At 63.9% G+C, this 16,601-nt stretch carries 13 protein-coding genes; 9 read left to right on the top strand and 4 right to left on the bottom strand.

Annotation, left to right across the window (positions count from 1 at the left end; translation table 11 throughout):
* Positions 1 to 55 precede the first annotated feature (55 nt).
* A complete protein-coding gene (locus ACOSV0_RS16685) occupies positions 56 to 1,006 on the bottom strand; it encodes a sterol desaturase family protein (protein WP_434107233.1) in 951 nt (316 codons plus the stop codon).
* Between the two features lie 195 nt (positions 1,007 to 1,201).
* The gene (gene dacB, locus ACOSV0_RS16680; RefSeq protein WP_434107232.1) at positions 1,202 to 2,776 is read right to left on the bottom strand and encodes a D-alanyl-D-alanine carboxypeptidase/D-alanyl-D-alanine endopeptidase; all 1,575 of its coding nucleotides are present in this window, start codon (positions 2,774 to 2,776) and stop codon (positions 1,202 to 1,204) included.
* A 312-nt stretch (positions 2,777 to 3,088) separates the two neighbouring features.
* On the opposite strand from dacB, the gene ACOSV0_RS16675 reads away from it, so the two are divergent.
* From ACOSV0_RS16675 to ACOSV0_RS16650, 6 genes are all read left to right on the top strand, one after another.
* On the top strand, positions 3,089 to 3,751 hold the full coding sequence (locus ACOSV0_RS16675; protein WP_325044752.1) for a response regulator: 663 nt from the start codon (positions 3,089 to 3,091) through the stop codon (positions 3,749 to 3,751).
* A 4-nt stretch (positions 3,752 to 3,755) separates the two neighbouring features.
* Entirely contained in the window at positions 3,756 to 5,057 is a 1,302-nt protein-coding gene (locus ACOSV0_RS16670; RefSeq protein ID WP_434107231.1) for an ATP-binding protein, read from the top strand.
* 181 nt (positions 5,058 to 5,238) lie between these two features.
* Complete coding sequence (locus ACOSV0_RS16665; protein WP_434107230.1) at positions 5,239 to 6,756, top strand: DegQ family serine endoprotease; 1,518 nt, start codon at positions 5,239 to 5,241, stop codon at positions 6,754 to 6,756.
* A 311-nt stretch (positions 6,757 to 7,067) separates the two neighbouring features.
* Positions 7,068 to 7,562 (top strand): carboxypeptidase regulatory-like domain-containing protein, encoded by a 495-nt coding sequence (locus ACOSV0_RS16660; protein WP_434107229.1) that lies wholly within the window; start codon positions 7,068 to 7,070, stop codon positions 7,560 to 7,562.
* A gap of 183 nt (positions 7,563 to 7,745) precedes the next feature.
* Positions 7,746 to 8,144 (top strand): DUF427 domain-containing protein, encoded by a 399-nt coding sequence (locus ACOSV0_RS16655; RefSeq protein ID WP_434107228.1) that lies wholly within the window; start codon positions 7,746 to 7,748, stop codon positions 8,142 to 8,144.
* Between the two features lie 33 nt (positions 8,145 to 8,177).
* Positions 8,178 to 8,939: a CoxG family protein gene (locus tag ACOSV0_RS16650; protein ID WP_434107227.1), complete on the top strand. Its 762-nt coding sequence runs from the start codon at positions 8,178 to 8,180 to the stop codon at positions 8,937 to 8,939.
* Between the two features lie 143 nt (positions 8,940 to 9,082).
* Here ACOSV0_RS16650 and ACOSV0_RS16645 read toward each other — a convergent pair whose 3' ends face one another.
* On the bottom strand, positions 9,083 to 10,078 hold the full coding sequence (locus ACOSV0_RS16645; RefSeq protein ID WP_434107226.1) for a helix-turn-helix domain-containing protein: 996 nt from the start codon (positions 10,076 to 10,078) through the stop codon (positions 9,083 to 9,085).
* A gap of 190 nt (positions 10,079 to 10,268) precedes the next feature.
* Between ACOSV0_RS16645 and ACOSV0_RS16640 the strand changes: the two genes are divergently transcribed.
* Positions 10,269 to 10,901: a cysteine hydrolase family protein gene (locus ACOSV0_RS16640; RefSeq protein ID WP_434107225.1), complete on the top strand. Its 633-nt coding sequence runs from the start codon at positions 10,269 to 10,271 to the stop codon at positions 10,899 to 10,901.
* Between the two features lie 128 nt (positions 10,902 to 11,029).
* Here the strand turns inward: ACOSV0_RS16640 and ACOSV0_RS16635 are convergent, their stop codons facing one another.
* Positions 11,030 to 11,698: a TetR family transcriptional regulator gene (locus ACOSV0_RS16635; protein ID WP_434107224.1), complete on the bottom strand. Its 669-nt coding sequence runs from the start codon at positions 11,696 to 11,698 to the stop codon at positions 11,030 to 11,032.
* Between the two features lie 430 nt (positions 11,699 to 12,128).
* Between ACOSV0_RS16635 and ACOSV0_RS16630 the strand changes: the two genes are divergently transcribed.
* Positions 12,129 to 13,361, top strand: coding sequence for an efflux RND transporter periplasmic adaptor subunit (locus ACOSV0_RS16630; protein ID WP_434107223.1), 1,233 nt, complete (start codon positions 12,129 to 12,131; stop codon positions 13,359 to 13,361).
* An 18-nt stretch (positions 13,362 to 13,379) separates the two neighbouring features.
* On the top strand, positions 13,380 to 16,601 hold the full coding sequence (locus tag ACOSV0_RS16625) for an efflux RND transporter permease subunit (protein ID WP_434107222.1): 3,222 nt from the start codon (positions 13,380 to 13,382) through the stop codon (positions 16,599 to 16,601).

Genomic DNA, 16,601 nt, shown 5'->3' with positions numbered 1-16,601 from the left:
GTATTGCAGGCAGCGCCCACCGCTTCAGCGGCATGACGACAGCTTACAGAATCTTCTACGGTCTGCGCGGTGTTTGAAACGCGGCCGTATGGTTTTCCTCAATGCTCGTATTGCTCCCGGATACCGCAGCACCGGCACTCGCGCCGGCGGCGCGGCGCGCGTGATAAGCCGCGGCCCAGGCGGGCGGCGCGAACAGCGCGCGCAACTTGTTGCGCCAGCCTCGCACGCTCACGAAATCGGCGGCCATCGACGTCCATTCGTGAAACGTCGCCTTCAACGGGTTATACGTGTGAAGCGGCTCGACGATGCCATACACCGGCGCGTCGTGCGGATCTTCCTCGACATAGGTGCCGAACAGGCGATCCCATATCACCAGCACACCCGCGTAATTGCGATCGATATAGCGGTCGTTGCGCGCGTGATGCACGCGGTGAATCGACGGCGTGTTGAACACGTATTCGAGCCAGCCGAGTTTGCCGATCGCCTGGGTGTGCACGAAAAACTGGAAGCCGAGGTTGATCAGCACGATGGCGACGATCTGTTTCGGTGGAAAGCCGAACACGGCAAGCGGAATCCAGAACAGCCACATGCCGGCAATCGGATACATCAGGCTCTGCCGGAACGCGGTCGAAAAATTCATCCGCTCCGACGAGTGATGCACGACATGCGCGGCCCACAGCCAGCGCACGCGATGGCTGCAGCGGTGAAACCAGTAATAGAGCAGATCCTGAGCGACGAACAGCACGACGAAAGACACCCAGTTCGCCTGCCACGTGGTGACGCGATAGTGATCGTAGAAAAAAGCATAGACAGGGATGATCGCGAGCCACGCGAGCTTGTCGGCGGCTTGCTGCATCAGCGCGAGCGCGGCGTTGCAGAACGTGTCGCGCCAGCTATAGAGCCGCGCGCCTGGGCGCGTGCGCCGCAGGTGCCAGGCTTCCCAGCCAATGCATGCGAGAAAGACTGGCGCCATGGCGAGCAGCAGCAATTCGGCATCGAATTGCATTGTGTCTTCCTCCGTGGTCCCTGGCCGTTGCGCTTGCCGCAACGGACGTTGTCGTTATTGTTTGATCAGGCCACGCGACCGTAACGGATGCGCGGCTCGCGCACTACGCGTTGCGTTTTACGCGTGCCTCAAACACTGCCCGACAGCGTACACGCTTGGACGCATTGCGGCGCGCGGCTTCTATAGAAGGAATACTCAATGGGCGGCGCGCTTGTGCGGGTTTTTCCTGGGCTTGCTGGCGCGCGGTTCGGCGACGGGGTCGGAGACCTTCGTGAATCCCTGGGACGGCCCTTGGTACACCCATTCGAGCAAGGCGTCGTGCGCGGCGCGCGCGGCTTCCGAATGCGGGTCGTTGATCAGGCTCACCACCACATAGCTGTTGCCGTCCGCCGAGGCCACGTAACCGGCGATGGCGCGCACGTCGCGCAAGGTGCCGGTTTTGATGTGCGCATTGCCGCCCGCACCCTGGTTGGTCAAGCGGTTGCGCATCGTGCCGTCGACACCCGCGATCGGCAGCGACTCCACGAACACCTGAGCGACCGGGCTCGCGTTGGCCCGCTGCAACAGATCGGCGAGCGAGAGCGCGGTGACGTGCTCGTCGCGCGAGAGACCCGAGCCGTTGTCGAGCGTCAGATATTCCATGTCGACGCTGTCGCGGCGCAGAAACGCCTCGATGGCGCGTGCCGATTTCTCGGGTGTGGCGGGCGGCCTTTCTTCCGTCGCGCCGATTGTCAGGAACAGGTTGCGCGCCATCGTGTTGTTGCTGAACTTGTTGATGTCGCGAACGATGTCGGACAGCACCGGCCCCTGGTGCGTGGCGACGAGGCGCGCGCCGACCGGTACCGCGCCTTCGCGGGTTGCGCCGCTGAAGGTGCCGCCGGTTTGCTGCCACAGCGCGAGGAACCCGCCCGCGAAGAAGGCGGAGTGATCGAGCACCGCGACGTTGATCGTGCGCGGGCCGCAGCGCACCGAGTAATCGCCGTCGAACGACGCCACCACGGTGCCGTTGGGCTGCGGCGTCACGGTGGGCGAGACGGAGGCGGCGTCGCCGCGGCACGGGCCATTGACCGCGTGCATCTGATTGTCGATCTGCAACTGCGAGAGTGCGGGCAGCACGTCGATGGCGACGCTGCCGTCCGGTGAAGGCGTCAGCGTGAACGACAGCGATTTGAAGGCGTACAGCAACGGATCGGGTCCGACGTTGTACGGCGCGGTGGTGTCGTCGTCGAACGGCGGCAGATCGCGGGTGGAGGCGTCGAAGTAGCGCTTGTCGAGCACCAGTGCGCCGTCGACGCCGTTGACGCCCGCCTTGTGGATCTTCTGTACGAGGTCGATCAGTTCCTCGGGCACGAGTTTCGGATCGCCGGTGCCCTGAATGTAGAGATTGCCGTGCAGCACGCCGTTGGCGTCGAGCGTGCCGTCCGCGTAGGCGCTCGTCCGCCAGCGATAGTCCGGGCCGAGGATCGAGAGGCCGGAGTAGGTGGTGACGAGTTTCATCGTCGAGGCGGGCATCATCGGCTTGCCGGCGTTCAGCGCGAGGATCGGCGTGCGGTCACCGACTTTTTCGACCACCACGCTGATCGACGACAAGGGTACGTGCGCGCGCTGCAGGCCGGCCATCACCGGTTGCGGCAACACCGTGGTGACGCTGATGCCCGGATGTTTGGCCTTGACGCGGGCCTGCGCGGTGAGCGGCAGCGATACGCCGCAGCCGAGTGTGGCGCAGGCGAGCAGCAATGCCGCCGCGCGCGGCGCGAACCGGCGCGGCATGGAATCGACGGAAGCAGAGGAGTGTGGACGCAACGCGACACGGCGTGCGAGAGAAGATAAAAAAGCAGGCAAAAATGCGGGCGTCATGGAGAGGCGAAGAAGCAAGATTTCGGGGCGCGGTGACGTGCGGCAACGCGCGGCAATCCAAAGTGCATCGGAGCATCGCGTCATGCGCGGAAAACCGCTGCGCGACGCAAAGCGCTCATTGTAGAGACATGCTGCCGGGCTGCGGGGAAAAAGCGTCGCGCGGCGCGCATGCCGGGTCGGGCGCTAGAATGCGGCATCATCAAATGTTTCAGGACCGTACCAACTATGCGCATATTGCTAGTCGAAGACGACCGGATGATCGCCGAAGGCGTGCGCAAGGCGCTGCGCGGCGAAGGCTTCGCGGTCGACTGGGTGGAAGACGGCGAAGCGGCGCTCAGCGCGGCGACCGGCCAACCTTACGATCTGGTGTTGCTCGATCTCGGCCTGCCCAAACGCGACGGGCTCGAGGTGTTGCGCACGCTGCGCGCCAAAGGCCAGGCCACGCCGGTGCTGATCCTCACCGCGCGCGATGCGGTCGCCGACCGCGTGAAAGGTCTCGACGCCGGCGCTGACGATTACCTCGTCAAACCTTTCGATCTCGACGAACTCGGCGCTCGCATGCGCGCGCTGATTCGCCGTCAATCCGGCCGCAGCGATTCGACGATTCGCCACGGCAATCTGACGCTCGATCCCGCCTCGCACCAGGTCACGCTCGACGGCGCGCCGGTCGCCTTGTCGGCGCGTGAATTTGCGCTGCTCGAAGCGTTGATCGCACGGCCCGGCGCGGTGCTTTCGAAGAGCCAGCTCGAAGAAAAAATGTACGGCTGGGGCGAGGAGATCGGCAGCAATACCGTCGAGGTCTACATTCACGCCCTGCGCAAGAAGCTCGGCGCGGACCTGATCCGCAACGTGCGCGGTCTCGGCTACATGATCGCCAAGGACGCCTGAGCCGATGCGTTCGATTCGACGTCAATTGTTGTTCTGGCTGCTGGCGCTGGTGTTGCTCGGCGTCGGCATTGCGGGTTGGCTGATCTACCGGCAGGCGCTTGCCGAAGCCAACGAACTGTTCGACTACCAGCTGGAGCAGATCGCCGCAGCGTTGCCCGCGGAACCGTTCTCGCAAGTGCTCGGTTCGCACGATACCGGTGAGGAAGGCATCGTGCTGCAGATCTGGAATCGCAACGGCGTGTTGATGTACTACTCGCGACCGCGTGCGCCGCTCGCGCCGCGCGCCGAACTTGGGTTTTCGACCGAGCGTACCGAGCGCGGCGACTGGCGTGTGTACGGCGCGATCGTCGGCGATAACGTGGTGCAACTGGCGCAGCCGGTTTCGGTGCGCAACCGGCTCGCGGCAAATGTCGCGTTGCGAACCCTGTGGCCGTTGATCGTGCTCCTGCCGTTGTTGGGCCTGGCGGTGTGGGTGGTCGTCGGGCGTGGACTGCGGCCGTTGCGGCGTGTGACCAGCGCGCTCGACGCGCGTCATCCCGAGGCACTCGATCCCTTGCCTGATCAGCGTCTGCCGCTCGAAGTGCAGCCGCTCGTGCGCGCGTTGAACGGCCTGCTCGAACGGCTCGCCACCGCGCTGGACATTCAGAAAGCATTTGTCGCCGATGCCGCGCACGAATTGCGCACGCCGCTCGCCGCCGTGCAGATTCAATCGCAGCTGGTGGCCCGGGCGAAAGACGACGCGACGCGCGGCGAAGCGCTTGCCGATCTGCAAGCGGGCGTCACGCGCGCCACGCGTCTGGCCGAGCAATTGCTGGCGCTCGCGCGATCGGAGCCTGACGGCCTCGCTGCCACCAACGCGATCGATCTGCATGCGCTGCTGCAGGACTGTGTCGTGGCGTACGCGCCGCTTGCGCAGAATCGCGGCGTCGATCTCGGCATCGATGCGAGCGAACCTGCTACGGTGACCGGCGACGCCGACGCGCTGCGCGTCATGTTCAACAACCTCGTTGATAACGCAACCAAATACACGCCGCGAGGCGGCCGCGTCGACGTCAGCCTGCATGTCGAAGAAGGGCATCCGGTGGTGCGGATTGCCGACAGCGGGCCGGGCATCGAGCCGGCCGAACGTGACCGCGTGTTCGATCGCTTCTACCGCGCTGGCGCCGGCGCGAACCGCGTACGCACCGACGTGGCGGGCAGCGGTCTCGGGCTCGCGATCGTGCGCCGTATCGCCACGCAACACCATGCGGCCGTGAAGCTCGACGAATCGCCGGCGGGTGGTTTGCAGGTCGAAGTGCGCTTCTGAGGATGTAAGGCTTTCTGTTCGTAAAGTGGCTCGAATGTGGGGCGAATGTGGCTGAAGCGAGGCTGAAACAGGCCTTAAAAGCCGGCTCGCAGCGGTCTGGCGCTGCTTAAGACTCTTTTAAGCGATGCCACGTACGCTTCATCTCATTCCAAAGCCTCTTTCTCCCAGTCAGGAGTACACGATGAACGCGAAAACCTTGTCCCGCAGCGCTGTTGCAGTGGCTGTCGCCGTGGCGCTCTCCGCCGGCTATGTGGCGGGGCATCGCGACGTGCCCGCGCCGCAGGTGATCACGCCGGCGCAGGCCGCGATGATGCCTGCTGAAGCCGCGGCGAAAACCGGCATCCCCGATTTCTCGGGCCTGGTCGAAACCTACGGCCCGGCTGTCGTCAACATCAGCGCGAAGCATGTGGTCAAGCAGACCGCTTTGCGTAGCAACGGCGGAAACGGTGGTAATGGCGGCAATCAGTTGCCGATCGATCCGAGCGATCCCTTCTATCAGTTCTACAAGCACTTCTTCGGCGGCATGCCTGGCATGCAAGGCGGCGACGGCGGCGATGCGCCCGACCAGCCGAGCGCGAGCCTGGGTTCGGGATTCATCGTCAGCAGTGACGGTTATATCCTGACGAATGCCCACGTGGTGGACGGCGCCAACGTCGTCACCGTGAAGCTCACCGACAAACGCGAATTCAAGGCGAAAGTGATCGGCGCCGACAAGCAGTCCGACGTCGCCGTGCTGAAGATCGACGCGAGCGATCTGCCGACCGTGAAGATCGGCGATCCGCGTCAGAGCAAGGTCGGCCAGTGGGTGGTCGCGATCGGCTCGCCTTACGGCTTCGACAACACGGTGACCTCGGGCATCATCAGCGCAAAGTCGCGCTCGCTGCCGAACGAAAACTACACACCGTTCATCCAGACCGACGTGCCGGTGAACCCGGGTAACTCGGGCGGTCCGCTGTTCAATCTGCAAGGCGAAGTGATCGGCATCAACTCGATGATCTATTCGCAGACCGGCGGCTTCCAGGGTCTTTCGTTCGCTATCCCGATCAATGAAGCGATCAAGGTCAAGGACGACATCGTCAAGACCGGCCATGTGAGCCGCGGCCGTCTCGGCGTCGCGGTGCAGGGCATGAACCAGACGCTGGCCAATTCGTTCGGTATGCAGAAGCCGCAAGGCGCGCTCGTCAGCTCGGTCGATCCGGGCGGCCCGGCTGCCAAGGGCGGTCTGCAACCGGGCGACGTGATTCTGTCGGTGAATGGCGATCCGGTCGGCGATTCGTCGGATCTGCCTTCACAAGTCGCGGGTCTGGCGCCGGGCAGCTCGGCCACCGTGCAGGTGTGGCGCGACAAGGCCACGAAAGACCTGAAGGTGACGATCGGTTCGTTGTCGGATGCGAAGGTGGCGTCGGACAAGGCCGATCAGCCGACCCAGTTGCAAGGCCGTCTCGGTGTGGCGGTGCGGCCGCTCACGCCGGAAGAAAAGAGCGGCGCCTCGGTGTCGCACGGTCTGCTGGTGCAGCAATCGGGCGGTGCGGCTGAAAGCGCCGGTATCCAGCCGGGCGACGTGATTCTCGCGGTCAACGGCCGGCCGGTCACGAGCGTCGACCAGTTGAAACAGATGATCGCCGGAGCGGGCAACAGCATCGCGCTGCTGATCCAGCGCGACAACGCGCAAATCTTCGTGCCGGTCGATCTCGGCTGAGCTTAGGCGGCTTGTTTGGCGAGCCGCCTGGTTGATGACCACGGTGATCGTTTGGCCGGCATTTGTCTGACGCCTTGCCGATCCGCCGGGAAATTAAAGTAACGCTTGCCGGTCCGTGCAGATACTGCCGACGGACCGGCATCCGTCACCCGCATCGAACTCGTGAAACAGGGCGCTCTGCGCCGCATGGCGTGGCGCAGCAGCGGTTTCCAGAGGACGCAAACTGATGTCTGGCACGCAGGTTGCGTCTGCCTTGATCCGGACCCACGGAGGGACGCCGGACGACAAGGGCCTTAAGAAGGAGCGAACCGATGAAAACCCAACGCAAGCAGCGAAGGATCGTAGCCGCCGCCGTATGTGCAGCGCTCACGCTCGGTCTGGCGGGCGGCGCTTATGCGCAGGCGAGCGACGTAACGGGTGGCACGACCACCGACGAAAGCAGCGCGGGCAATGCCAACGGCGGCGGTTTGCCGCAAATTCAGCACCAGGGCGACGTCTCGTTCGTATCGGGCGGCGTCGGTCTCGACGAATCGAAAGCACTGCAGCACGCACAAAGCCAGTGGCCGTTGTCGATGCGTTTCACCGGTCCCGGCTCGGATTTTCTCGCCGACGTTCACGTGCGGGTGGTCGACGCGCACAACGGCGATGTGCTGAGCGCCACGTCGCGCGGACCCTACATGCTGGTCAAGCTGCGCCCGGGCCGCTACACCGTGCACGCGCAATACAAGGATCACGACCAGACCAGATCGGTGACGGTTCCGGCCAAGGGCACCGCCAAGGCGGCGTTCTACTGGAATACGCAATAAGCGGCGCGCCTGACTGAGCGGCGCCGGGCGAGACGCCCGGACGGCTTTCGGGAAGGTCGCGGAATTGCACAATCGGCTGAAGTTTGGCCGATAATGAAGCCACGGGCGCCCCCCGTGGCTTTTTTGTTTGCCGACCTCACATCGAGTTGCATCCCGAGTTGCATCCCATTACGGAGCCGAGACATGAGCGATGCCTTGACACCCCACGGAAGCCCCGGCGCCGGCGCTAGCTCGGGCGGGCACACCATCGTCATCAGCGGCAACAACCACCGGGTGCGGGTGATCCACGGCGGCGTGACAATGGCCGACACCCAGGCCGGCTTGACGCTCACCGAAACGGGCCTGCCGGACGTGTTCTATTTTCCGCGTGGCGACGTGAACATGGCGCGCCTGGAACGCTCACCGCATACTTCGCACTGCCCGTTCAAGGGCGATGCCTCGTACTACCATCTCCGCACCGAAGACGGCCTGATCGAAAACGCCGTGTGGAGCTACGAGACGCCGCTTGAGCCCGCGCTAAGAATAAAAGGGTATCTCGCGTTTTACGCATCGCGCGTCGACCGTATCGATCAGACTTCCTGACCGGCTGTCGCGCGTTCATCGGGGGAGGCTGCCATGGAAGTGAACGACGCGTTACGGATCCCGCTTACGCCGTCCATCGTGTGGGACGCGTTGCAGGACCTCGCCTTGTTGCGTGCCAGCCTCGACAATTGCGAATCGTTCACGCGGCTTGGCCACGGCGAATATGCGCTCACCATGACCGTGCCGCTCGGGCCGTTGCGCGCGCGTTACGAAGCACGGGCCCACGTCGCCGGCCAGGATTCCGGGCCGGCGGACGCGCAGCGCCGCACCATCAACTTCAAGGCGCGAGCCGAGGGTATCGGCGCGTTGCGCGGACAGATCGAAGTACGGTTGCGCGCGGACGACGGCGCGCATGGTATCGGCAGGGAGCGGGGTACGCGAATCGATTACACGATCTGGGCGACCTCGTCCGGACCGCTCGCCGAACTGCCCACGCGCCAGCTCGAAAACGCGCTGCATCAACTGGCCGACGATTTTTTCGACGAGTTCGGCGCAGTCGTTCGCGCCAAGCATGGGCAAGGGCCGAACCGCGCACGCGGATCGGGGGCGCGTCGGCAGCATGTGTTTCTGCGGCCGATCACGCTCGGCGGCATCGCTCGACGCACGCGTACGGAACATGGCAATGCGCTGACCGGGCGCGCGGCGAGCGCGTCGCATGGAGTCTCCCCCGGTGTGTCGCATGGGGTCTCGCATCACGATTCCGGTCCGCATGCGGTGCCGAACTGGGCGTGGGCGGTGATGATTTTTCTGGTGGCGCTGCTGTTGTATGTGGCGCGCTGGATCAGCGAACAGTGACTTCCTGGCGCGCCGCGCCGCTGTCGTGCCGGCGCGACTACGAAATCCCGGTGGATGGCTACGAAACGCCGTTATTAGCCCGACGGTGTTTGTACCCCCTGAATGCTTTATCCGCTTTTGCCTGTCCTATCCGCCGCTCGCGCTCATACACCGCGAAACTCCCGTCTCCATGCAGACGGCGAGGTGCGGAACGCTTCCGCGAAATGCTGCCGTAGCGAGGCGGTCGAGCCGAAGCCGGCAATCCCCGCGATCGCTTCCACAGACTCGTCCGTGCTTTCCAGCAACTGCTGCGCGCGGGCGAGCCGCTGTGCCAGCAGCCATGCTCCGACGGTTGCGCCCGTAGCCAGCCGGAAGCGCCGCGTAAAAGTACGGCGGCTCATCAATGCGCGCTCAGCGAGCGTGTCGAGTGTATGCGGCGCATCCAGATTCTCCCTCACCCAGTCGAGCAGACAGGACAGGCGGTCGCCGCGTACGTTCGGCGCCACCGGCTGCTGGATGAATTGCGCCTGGCCGCCTTGCCGATGCGGCGGCACGACCAGCCGGCGCGCGACATAGTTCGCCGCCTGCGCGCCACATATTTTGCGCAGCACGTGCAGACAGCAGTCGAGGCCGGCTGCGGTGCCGGCCGAGGTCACCACGTTGCCGTCGTCGACATAGAGCACGTCGGGATCGAGTCGCACGCACGGATAGCGGCGCGCGAAGTCGTCCGCCCACGCCCAATGGGTCGACGCGGGCCGGTCGTCGAGGATGCCGGCCGCCGCCAGCACGAACGCGCCGAGGCACAGCCCGACCAGTTGCGCGCCGCGCGCATGGGCGGCGCGCAATGCGTCGAGGAGGGCGGCGGGCGGTGGTTCGTCCGGATCGCGCCAGCTCGGCACGATGATCGTATCTGCGTCGGCGAGCGCTTCGAGCCCATGCGTCACGGCGATCGAGAAACCGGCCGTGGTGGTCAGCGTGCCGGTTTCGGCCGCACAGACGCGAAAGTCGAAGTCGGGCAAGCCGTCGCCACTGCGATTCTCGCCGAACACCACGCACGGCACGGAGAGATGGAACGGGCTGATTCGGTCGAACGCGACTACCGCGACGACATGACGGGGCGCGCCGTCGCGCGCCGCGGTGGGGGAGGTGGGTGTAGCCATGGGTCGCAGTTGCTATATGAAATCCAGCAGCAATCCAACGATGGCCCGATTCTAGCGAATCTTGTCATTCGGGTCACTGTCGGGAAAACGGCGGCGAGCGAACAATGCAGTCATCGCTGCTGACTGCTCAAGGCCCATCAGGGGCCGCGCAGCGCGAGCCCTAAACCGCTTAACCGACAGGAGTCTTGCCATGACCGCACCCCGCCGCGCGCTGATCGTCATCGACGTGCAGAACGAATACGTCACCGGCGATCTGCCGATCGAATATCCGGACGTGCAAACCTCGCTCGCCAACGTCGGCCGGGCGATGGACGCGGCCCGTGCCGGCGGCGTGCCGGTGGTGGTTGTGCAACATTTTTCGCCGGCCGGCGCGCCGGTGTTCGCGCGCGGCAGCGAAGGCGCCGAGCTGCATCCGGTAGTGGGGGCGCGAGCCCACGATCACTATATTGAGAAGTCGGTGGCGAGCGCCTTTACCGGCACCGATCTCGCCGACTGGCTGGCCGCGCAGCAGGTCGACACGCTGACGGTTGTCGGTTACATGACGCACAATTGTGACGCGTCGACGATTAACCATGCCTACCATGCGGGGTTTACCGTCGAGTTTCTGCACGATGCAACCGGCTCGCTGCCCTATGAGAACAGCGCGGGCCTCGCGAGCGCGCAGGAGATTCACCGGGTCTTCAGCGTGGTTTTACAGTCGAACTTCGCGGCGGTGGCGAGTACGGAACAGTGGATTGCCGCAGTGAAGGATGGGGCCCCCCTCGAGCGCAGCAACATTTATGCGTCGAACCAGAAGGCGCGGGCTAGTCAGGTGGCTGCGTGAAGCCGCTGCAAAGACCGGCTGCAGAGGCCTCCTGTAAGCGTCTTTTCTAAAGGCCGGCACGCGTAAACAAAAGCGGGCGGGTTGTGCGACTGCACACCCGCCCGCCGTTTCGTGGCCGCGCTAACAATTCAGGTCGCTGCCCCGCCGGATAGCTCCGCCGTCTTCCCCGTGCGCAACGCCGGGCTCAGCCGCAGCGCATCGAACATCCCGGCGACCATCTGCTCCGCATGCTTGCCGAAATCGGTCGCATCCGGCAGAAACAGCATATCGCGCAGCGAGCCGCTGATGAACGAGTGCACCATCGCGGCCGCGATCCGGGTGTCGAGATCGGCCGGCAATTGCCCTTTCGAGATCGCATTGCGCAGGCCGCCTTCGATTTTCTGCAACCCTTCGCGCATATTCGTCTGATAGCGGATCATCACCGGACCCATTTCCTGGACCAGCTCGCACTTCAGAAAAAGGATGTCGAACACCCGCCGGCGGCGCGGGTCGTTGGCGGTGTCGCGCAGGCAGACCATGCAGATTTCCATCAGACGCCCGAGCGGGTCGGGTTCATTGGGGTCTTGCGAGGCGGCCTTGAGCTCGTCCAGCGGCAACAGCACGCGGTCGAACATTTCGGTAAACAGATCGCTTTTGTGCGCAAAGTGCCAATAGATCGCGCCACGCGTGACGCCGGCTGCCTGCGCGATGTCGGCGAGCGATGTGCGCGATACGCCTTTCTCGAAGAAAACCCGTTCGGCCGCGTCGAGAATGCTATTGCGCGTCTCCAGCGCCTCTTCTTTGGTTCTTCTGACCATATCGGTGTTGACTTGCCCTGATTGTGGGGTTTTCCCGGGCGCTTTTAAGTACGCTCGATGACAATCTGTCTGCTGTTAAGCAATTTACGAAGCGATTTTGCAGGCCCCCCGCCTGCAAAGAAGTAAACGCACTTATACATGCATTCGTGGATGTATATATAATAGCATCCCACGATCGGATAGCCCAAGCCGTGACGACCGGTTAATATCCGTCACTGTTGCCTTTCAAAACGCTCTTGCGCCGTGCCTGGATGGGCGACGCCGTGCGGCATTTCCCCGGTATGGCGCATTTCGCTCAGGATGCCCCTGCAGGTGCGGTTTGCATCCACGGGCTTCCGGTCGAGCGTCGCAAGACGCATGTGTGCGCTGTCGTCCCCGGGGTAGGGATGCGCGCACTTTTTCATTCTCAGTCTTTGACAGAGGTCGCTCCATGCGCGTCGAACGGGTTCCATTCCGCTTAATCAGTGCCGCGACGGCTGCCGTATTGCTGGCAGCGTGCGGACCAAAACAATCTGCCCCGCCGCAACAAACGCCCGAAGTTGGCGTCGTCACCGTCCAGCCGACGGCGGTGCCGGTCGTCACCGAATTGCCGGGCCGCACCAGTGCCTTCCTCGTCGCACAAGTGCGTGCGCGGGTCGACGGCATCGTACTGCGCCGCGAATTCACGGAAGGTGGAGAGGTCAAGGCCGGTCAGCGTCTGTACAAGATCGATCCGGCGCCCTACATCGCGACGTTGAACAACGCGAAGGCAACGCTGGCGAAGGCCCAGGCCAACCTCGTGTCGACCACCGCGCAAGCCAACCGTTACAAGGTGCTGGTTGCCGCCAATGCGGTCAGCAAGCAGGACTACGACAACGCGGTGGCCGCAGAAGGCCAGGCCGCGGCTGACGTGGCCGCCGGCAAGGCAGCGGTCGACACGGCGCAGATCAACCTCGGCTACACCGACGTGACCTCGCCGGTGACCGGCCAGGTCGGCGTGTCGCAAGTCACGCCGGGCGCGTATGTGCAGGCGAGCGCGGCCACGCTGCTGGCAACGGTCCAGCAACTCGATCCGGTCTACGTGGATCTGACGCAATCCAGCCTCGACGGTCTGAAGCTGCGCCGCGAAGTGCAGGACGGGCGTCTGAAGACGACCGGCCCGGACGCTGCCAAGGTCTCGCTGATTCTCGAAGACGGCCGCACCTATTCGGAAAAGGGCAAGCTGCAGTTCACCGACGTCACGGTTGACCAGAGCACCGGTTCGGTCACGGTTCGCGCGATCTTCAAGAACGCGGACAAGGTGTTGCTGCCGGGCATGTTCGTGCGCGCCAGGATCGAGGAAGGCGTCAACGACAATGCGATTGTCGTGCCACAAGTCGGCGTCACGCATGACCAGAAGGGTCAGCCGACCGCGCTCGTCGTCAACGCAGCGAACAAGGTCGAGTTGCGTCAGCTCGTCACCTCGGGCACGTACGGTTCGAACTGGGTGGTGGAAAGCGGCCTGAACGCCGGCGACCGTGTAATTGTCCAGGGTACCGACAAGGCGCATCCGGGCCAGGACGTCAAGGCCGTTGCCGCGCAACTTCCCGCCACACCCGCTTCCGGCGCAGCCGCTCAGGGTGCGCCGGCCGCCAGCGGTGCTACGCAGACGGCTCAACCCGCTTCTGCTGCATCGGGCGCGTAATAACAGGGAGCCCGCCACATGGCAAAGTTCTTTATTGATCGCCCGATTTTTGCATGGGTGATCGCCATTATTCTGATGCTCGCGGGTATCGCGTCGGTCTTTACGTTGCCGATCGCGCAATACCCGACCATCGCGCCGCCGGCCGTGCAGATCAGCGCAACGTACCCGGGCGCATCGGCGAAGACGGTGGAAAACACCGTCACGCAGGTGATCGAGCAGCAGATGAGTGGTCTCGACCACTTGCTGTACCTGTCGTCCACGTCGGACGACTCGGGTACGGCAACCATCACGCTGACGTTCGCAGCCGGCACCAATCCTGACATCGCGCAGGTGCAGGTGCAGAACAAGCTGCAGCTCGCCACGCCGCTGTTGCCGCAAGCCGTGCAGCAGTTGGGCACCAAGGTCACGAAGTCGAGCAGCAGCTTCTTGCTGGTGATGGCGTTCGTGTCCGAAGACGGCAGCATGAACAAGTACGACCTGGCGAACTACGTTGCGTCGAACATTGAAGATCCGGTCAGCCGGATCGATGGTGTGGGTACGGTGACGCTGTTCGGCTCGCAGTACGCAATGCGGATCTGGCTCGACGCCAACAAGCTGACCAACTTCGGCCTCACGCCGGTGGATGTGCAGACGGCGTTGACGGCGCAGAACGTGCAGGTTGCGGGCGGCTCGCTCGGCGGCACGCCGTCGGTGCCGGGGCAGGTGCTGCAGGCAACCATCACGGAAGCCACGCTGCTGAACACGCCTGAACAGTTCGGCAACGTGCTGCTGAAGGTGAACACGGACGGCTCGCAAGTCCGTATCAAGGACGTGGCGCGCATCGAGCTCGGCGGCGAAAACTACAACTTCGACACCAAGTACAACGGTCAGCCGACAGCAGGCTTCGGTATTCAGCTCGCTACCGGCGCGAACGCGCTGGCTACGGCCAAGGCAGTGCGCGCGAAGGTCGCCGAACTGTCGAAGTACTTCCCGCACGGTCTGGTCGTGCAATATCCGTACGACACTACGCCGTTCGTGCGCCTGTCGATCGAAGAAGTGGTCAAGACGCTGCTCGAAGGTATCGTGCTGGTGTTCCTGGTCATGTACCTGTTCCTGCAGAACCTGCGCGCCACGCTGATCCCGACGATCGCCGTGCCGGTGGTGCTGTTGGGCACGTTCGCGATCATGGGTCTGGTGGGCTTCTCGATCAACACGCTGTCCATGTTCGGGCTCGTGCTGGCCATCGGCCTGCTGGTGGACGATGCGATCGTGGTGGTGGAAAACGTCGAGCGGGTGATGCAGGAGGAGGGCTTGTCGCCTCGAGATGCCACTCGCAAGGCGATGGACCAGATTACCGGCGCGCTGGTCGGCGTGGCGCTCGTGCTGTCGGCGGTGTTCGTGCCGGTGGCGTTCTCGGGCGGTTCGGTCGGGGCCATTTACCGGCAGTTCTCGCTGACGATCGTGGCGGCCATGGTGCTGTCCGTGCTGGTCGCGTTGATTCTGACGCCGGCGCTGTGCGCGACGATTCTCAAGCCGGTCGAAAAGGGCCACGAGGAAAAAACCACCGGCTTCTTCGGCTGGTTCAACCGCACGTTCAACAAGAGCCGCGACAAGTATCACTCGGGCGTTCACCACGTGATCAAGCGCTCGGGCCGTTGGCTGATCATCTACATGGTGGTGATCTTCGCGGTCGGTCTGCTGTTCGTGAAGCTGCCGAAGTCGTTCCTGCCTGACGAAGACCAGGGCACGATGTTCGTGCTGGTGCAAACGCCGTCCGGTTCGACGCAGGAAACCACGGCGCGCGCGCTGAAGGACGTCTCCGACTACCTGCTCAACGGCGAGAAGAGCATTGTCGAATCGACCTTCACGGTGAACGGCTTCAGCTTCGCCGGCCGTGGTCAGAACGCGGGTCTCGTGTTCGTGCGGATGAAGGACTACGCCGAGCGTCAGCATGCGGATCAGAAGGTGCAGGCGCTGGTTGGCCGCCTCTTCATGCATTTCTCGAGCTACAAGAATGCGCTGGTGTATCCGGTGAATCCGCCGTCGATTCCTGAACTCGGCACGGCTGCCGGCTTCGACTTCGAACTGCAGGATCGCGCCGGTATCGGCCACGAGAAGCTGATGCAGGCTCGTAACATGCTGTTGGGCATGGCTGCGAAAGATCCGACGCTGGCTCAGGTGCGTCCGAACGGCCTGAACGATACGCCGCAGTTCACCGTGAACATCGACCACGAGAAGGCTTCCGCGCTCGGCGTGTCGCTATCGGCGATCGACCAGACGTTCTCGATCGCGTGGGCGTCGCAGTACGTGAACAACTTCCTCGATACCGATGGCCGGATCAAGAAGGTGTATCTGCAGGGCGACGCACCGTTCCGGATGAACCCGGAAGACCTGAACGCCTGGTACGTGCGCAATACGGCCGGCAGCATGGTGCCGTTCTCGTCGTTCGCCAGCGGTACGTGGTCCTACGGTTCGCCGAAGCTCGAGCGCTACAACGGTATCTCGGCGGTGGAAATCCAGGGCGCGGCTGCACCGGGCAAGTCGACCGGTCAGGCCATGACGGCCATGGAAGCACTCGTGGCGAAGCTGCCGGCGGGTATCGGCTACGAATGGACGGGCTTGTCGTTGCAGGAACGCCAGTCCGGTTCGCAGGCGCCGATTCTGTACGGCATCTCGATCCTCGTCGTGTTCCTCTGTCTCGCGGCGCTGTATGAAAGCTGGTCGATCCCGTTCTCGGTGATCATGGTGGTGCCGCTCGGCGTGATCGGCGCACTGCTGGCCGCTACGCTGCGCGGGCTCGAGAACGACGTGTTCTTCCAGGTGGGTCTGTTGACCACGGTGGGGCTGTCGGCGAAGAACGCGATTCTGATCGTGGAATTCGCCCGCGAGCTGCAGCAGGGTGAAGGAATGGGGCCGATCGAGGCCGCGCTCGAAGCGGCGCGTCTGCGGTTGCGTCCGATTCTGATGACCTCGCTCGCGTTCATTCTCGGCGTGATGCCGCTCGCGATCAGTAACGGCGCCGGCTCGGCCAGCCAGCACGCAATCGGTACCGGCGTGATCGGCGGGATGTTGACGGCAACCTTCCTCGCGATTTTCATGATCCCGATGTTCTTCGTCGTGATTCGCGCGAAGTTCGGCGGCGAGAAGGAAGATCCGGATGAGGCGCTCGCACATTACAACCAGCACCATCCGCATGATCCGCAAGGTGGCGGGTCCGCTGGCGGGTCGACTGATCAAGGCTCGGGCAAGGACGGACATTGA

Origin of the sequence: Paraburkholderia caffeinilytica (assembly GCF_051027425.1) — a bacterium.
Taxonomy (GTDB): domain Bacteria; phylum Pseudomonadota; class Gammaproteobacteria; order Burkholderiales; family Burkholderiaceae; genus Paraburkholderia; species Paraburkholderia caffeinilytica_A.
The sequence above is the reverse complement of the archived record's forward strand: the minus strand, read 5'-3'. Positions and strand labels throughout refer to the sequence as shown.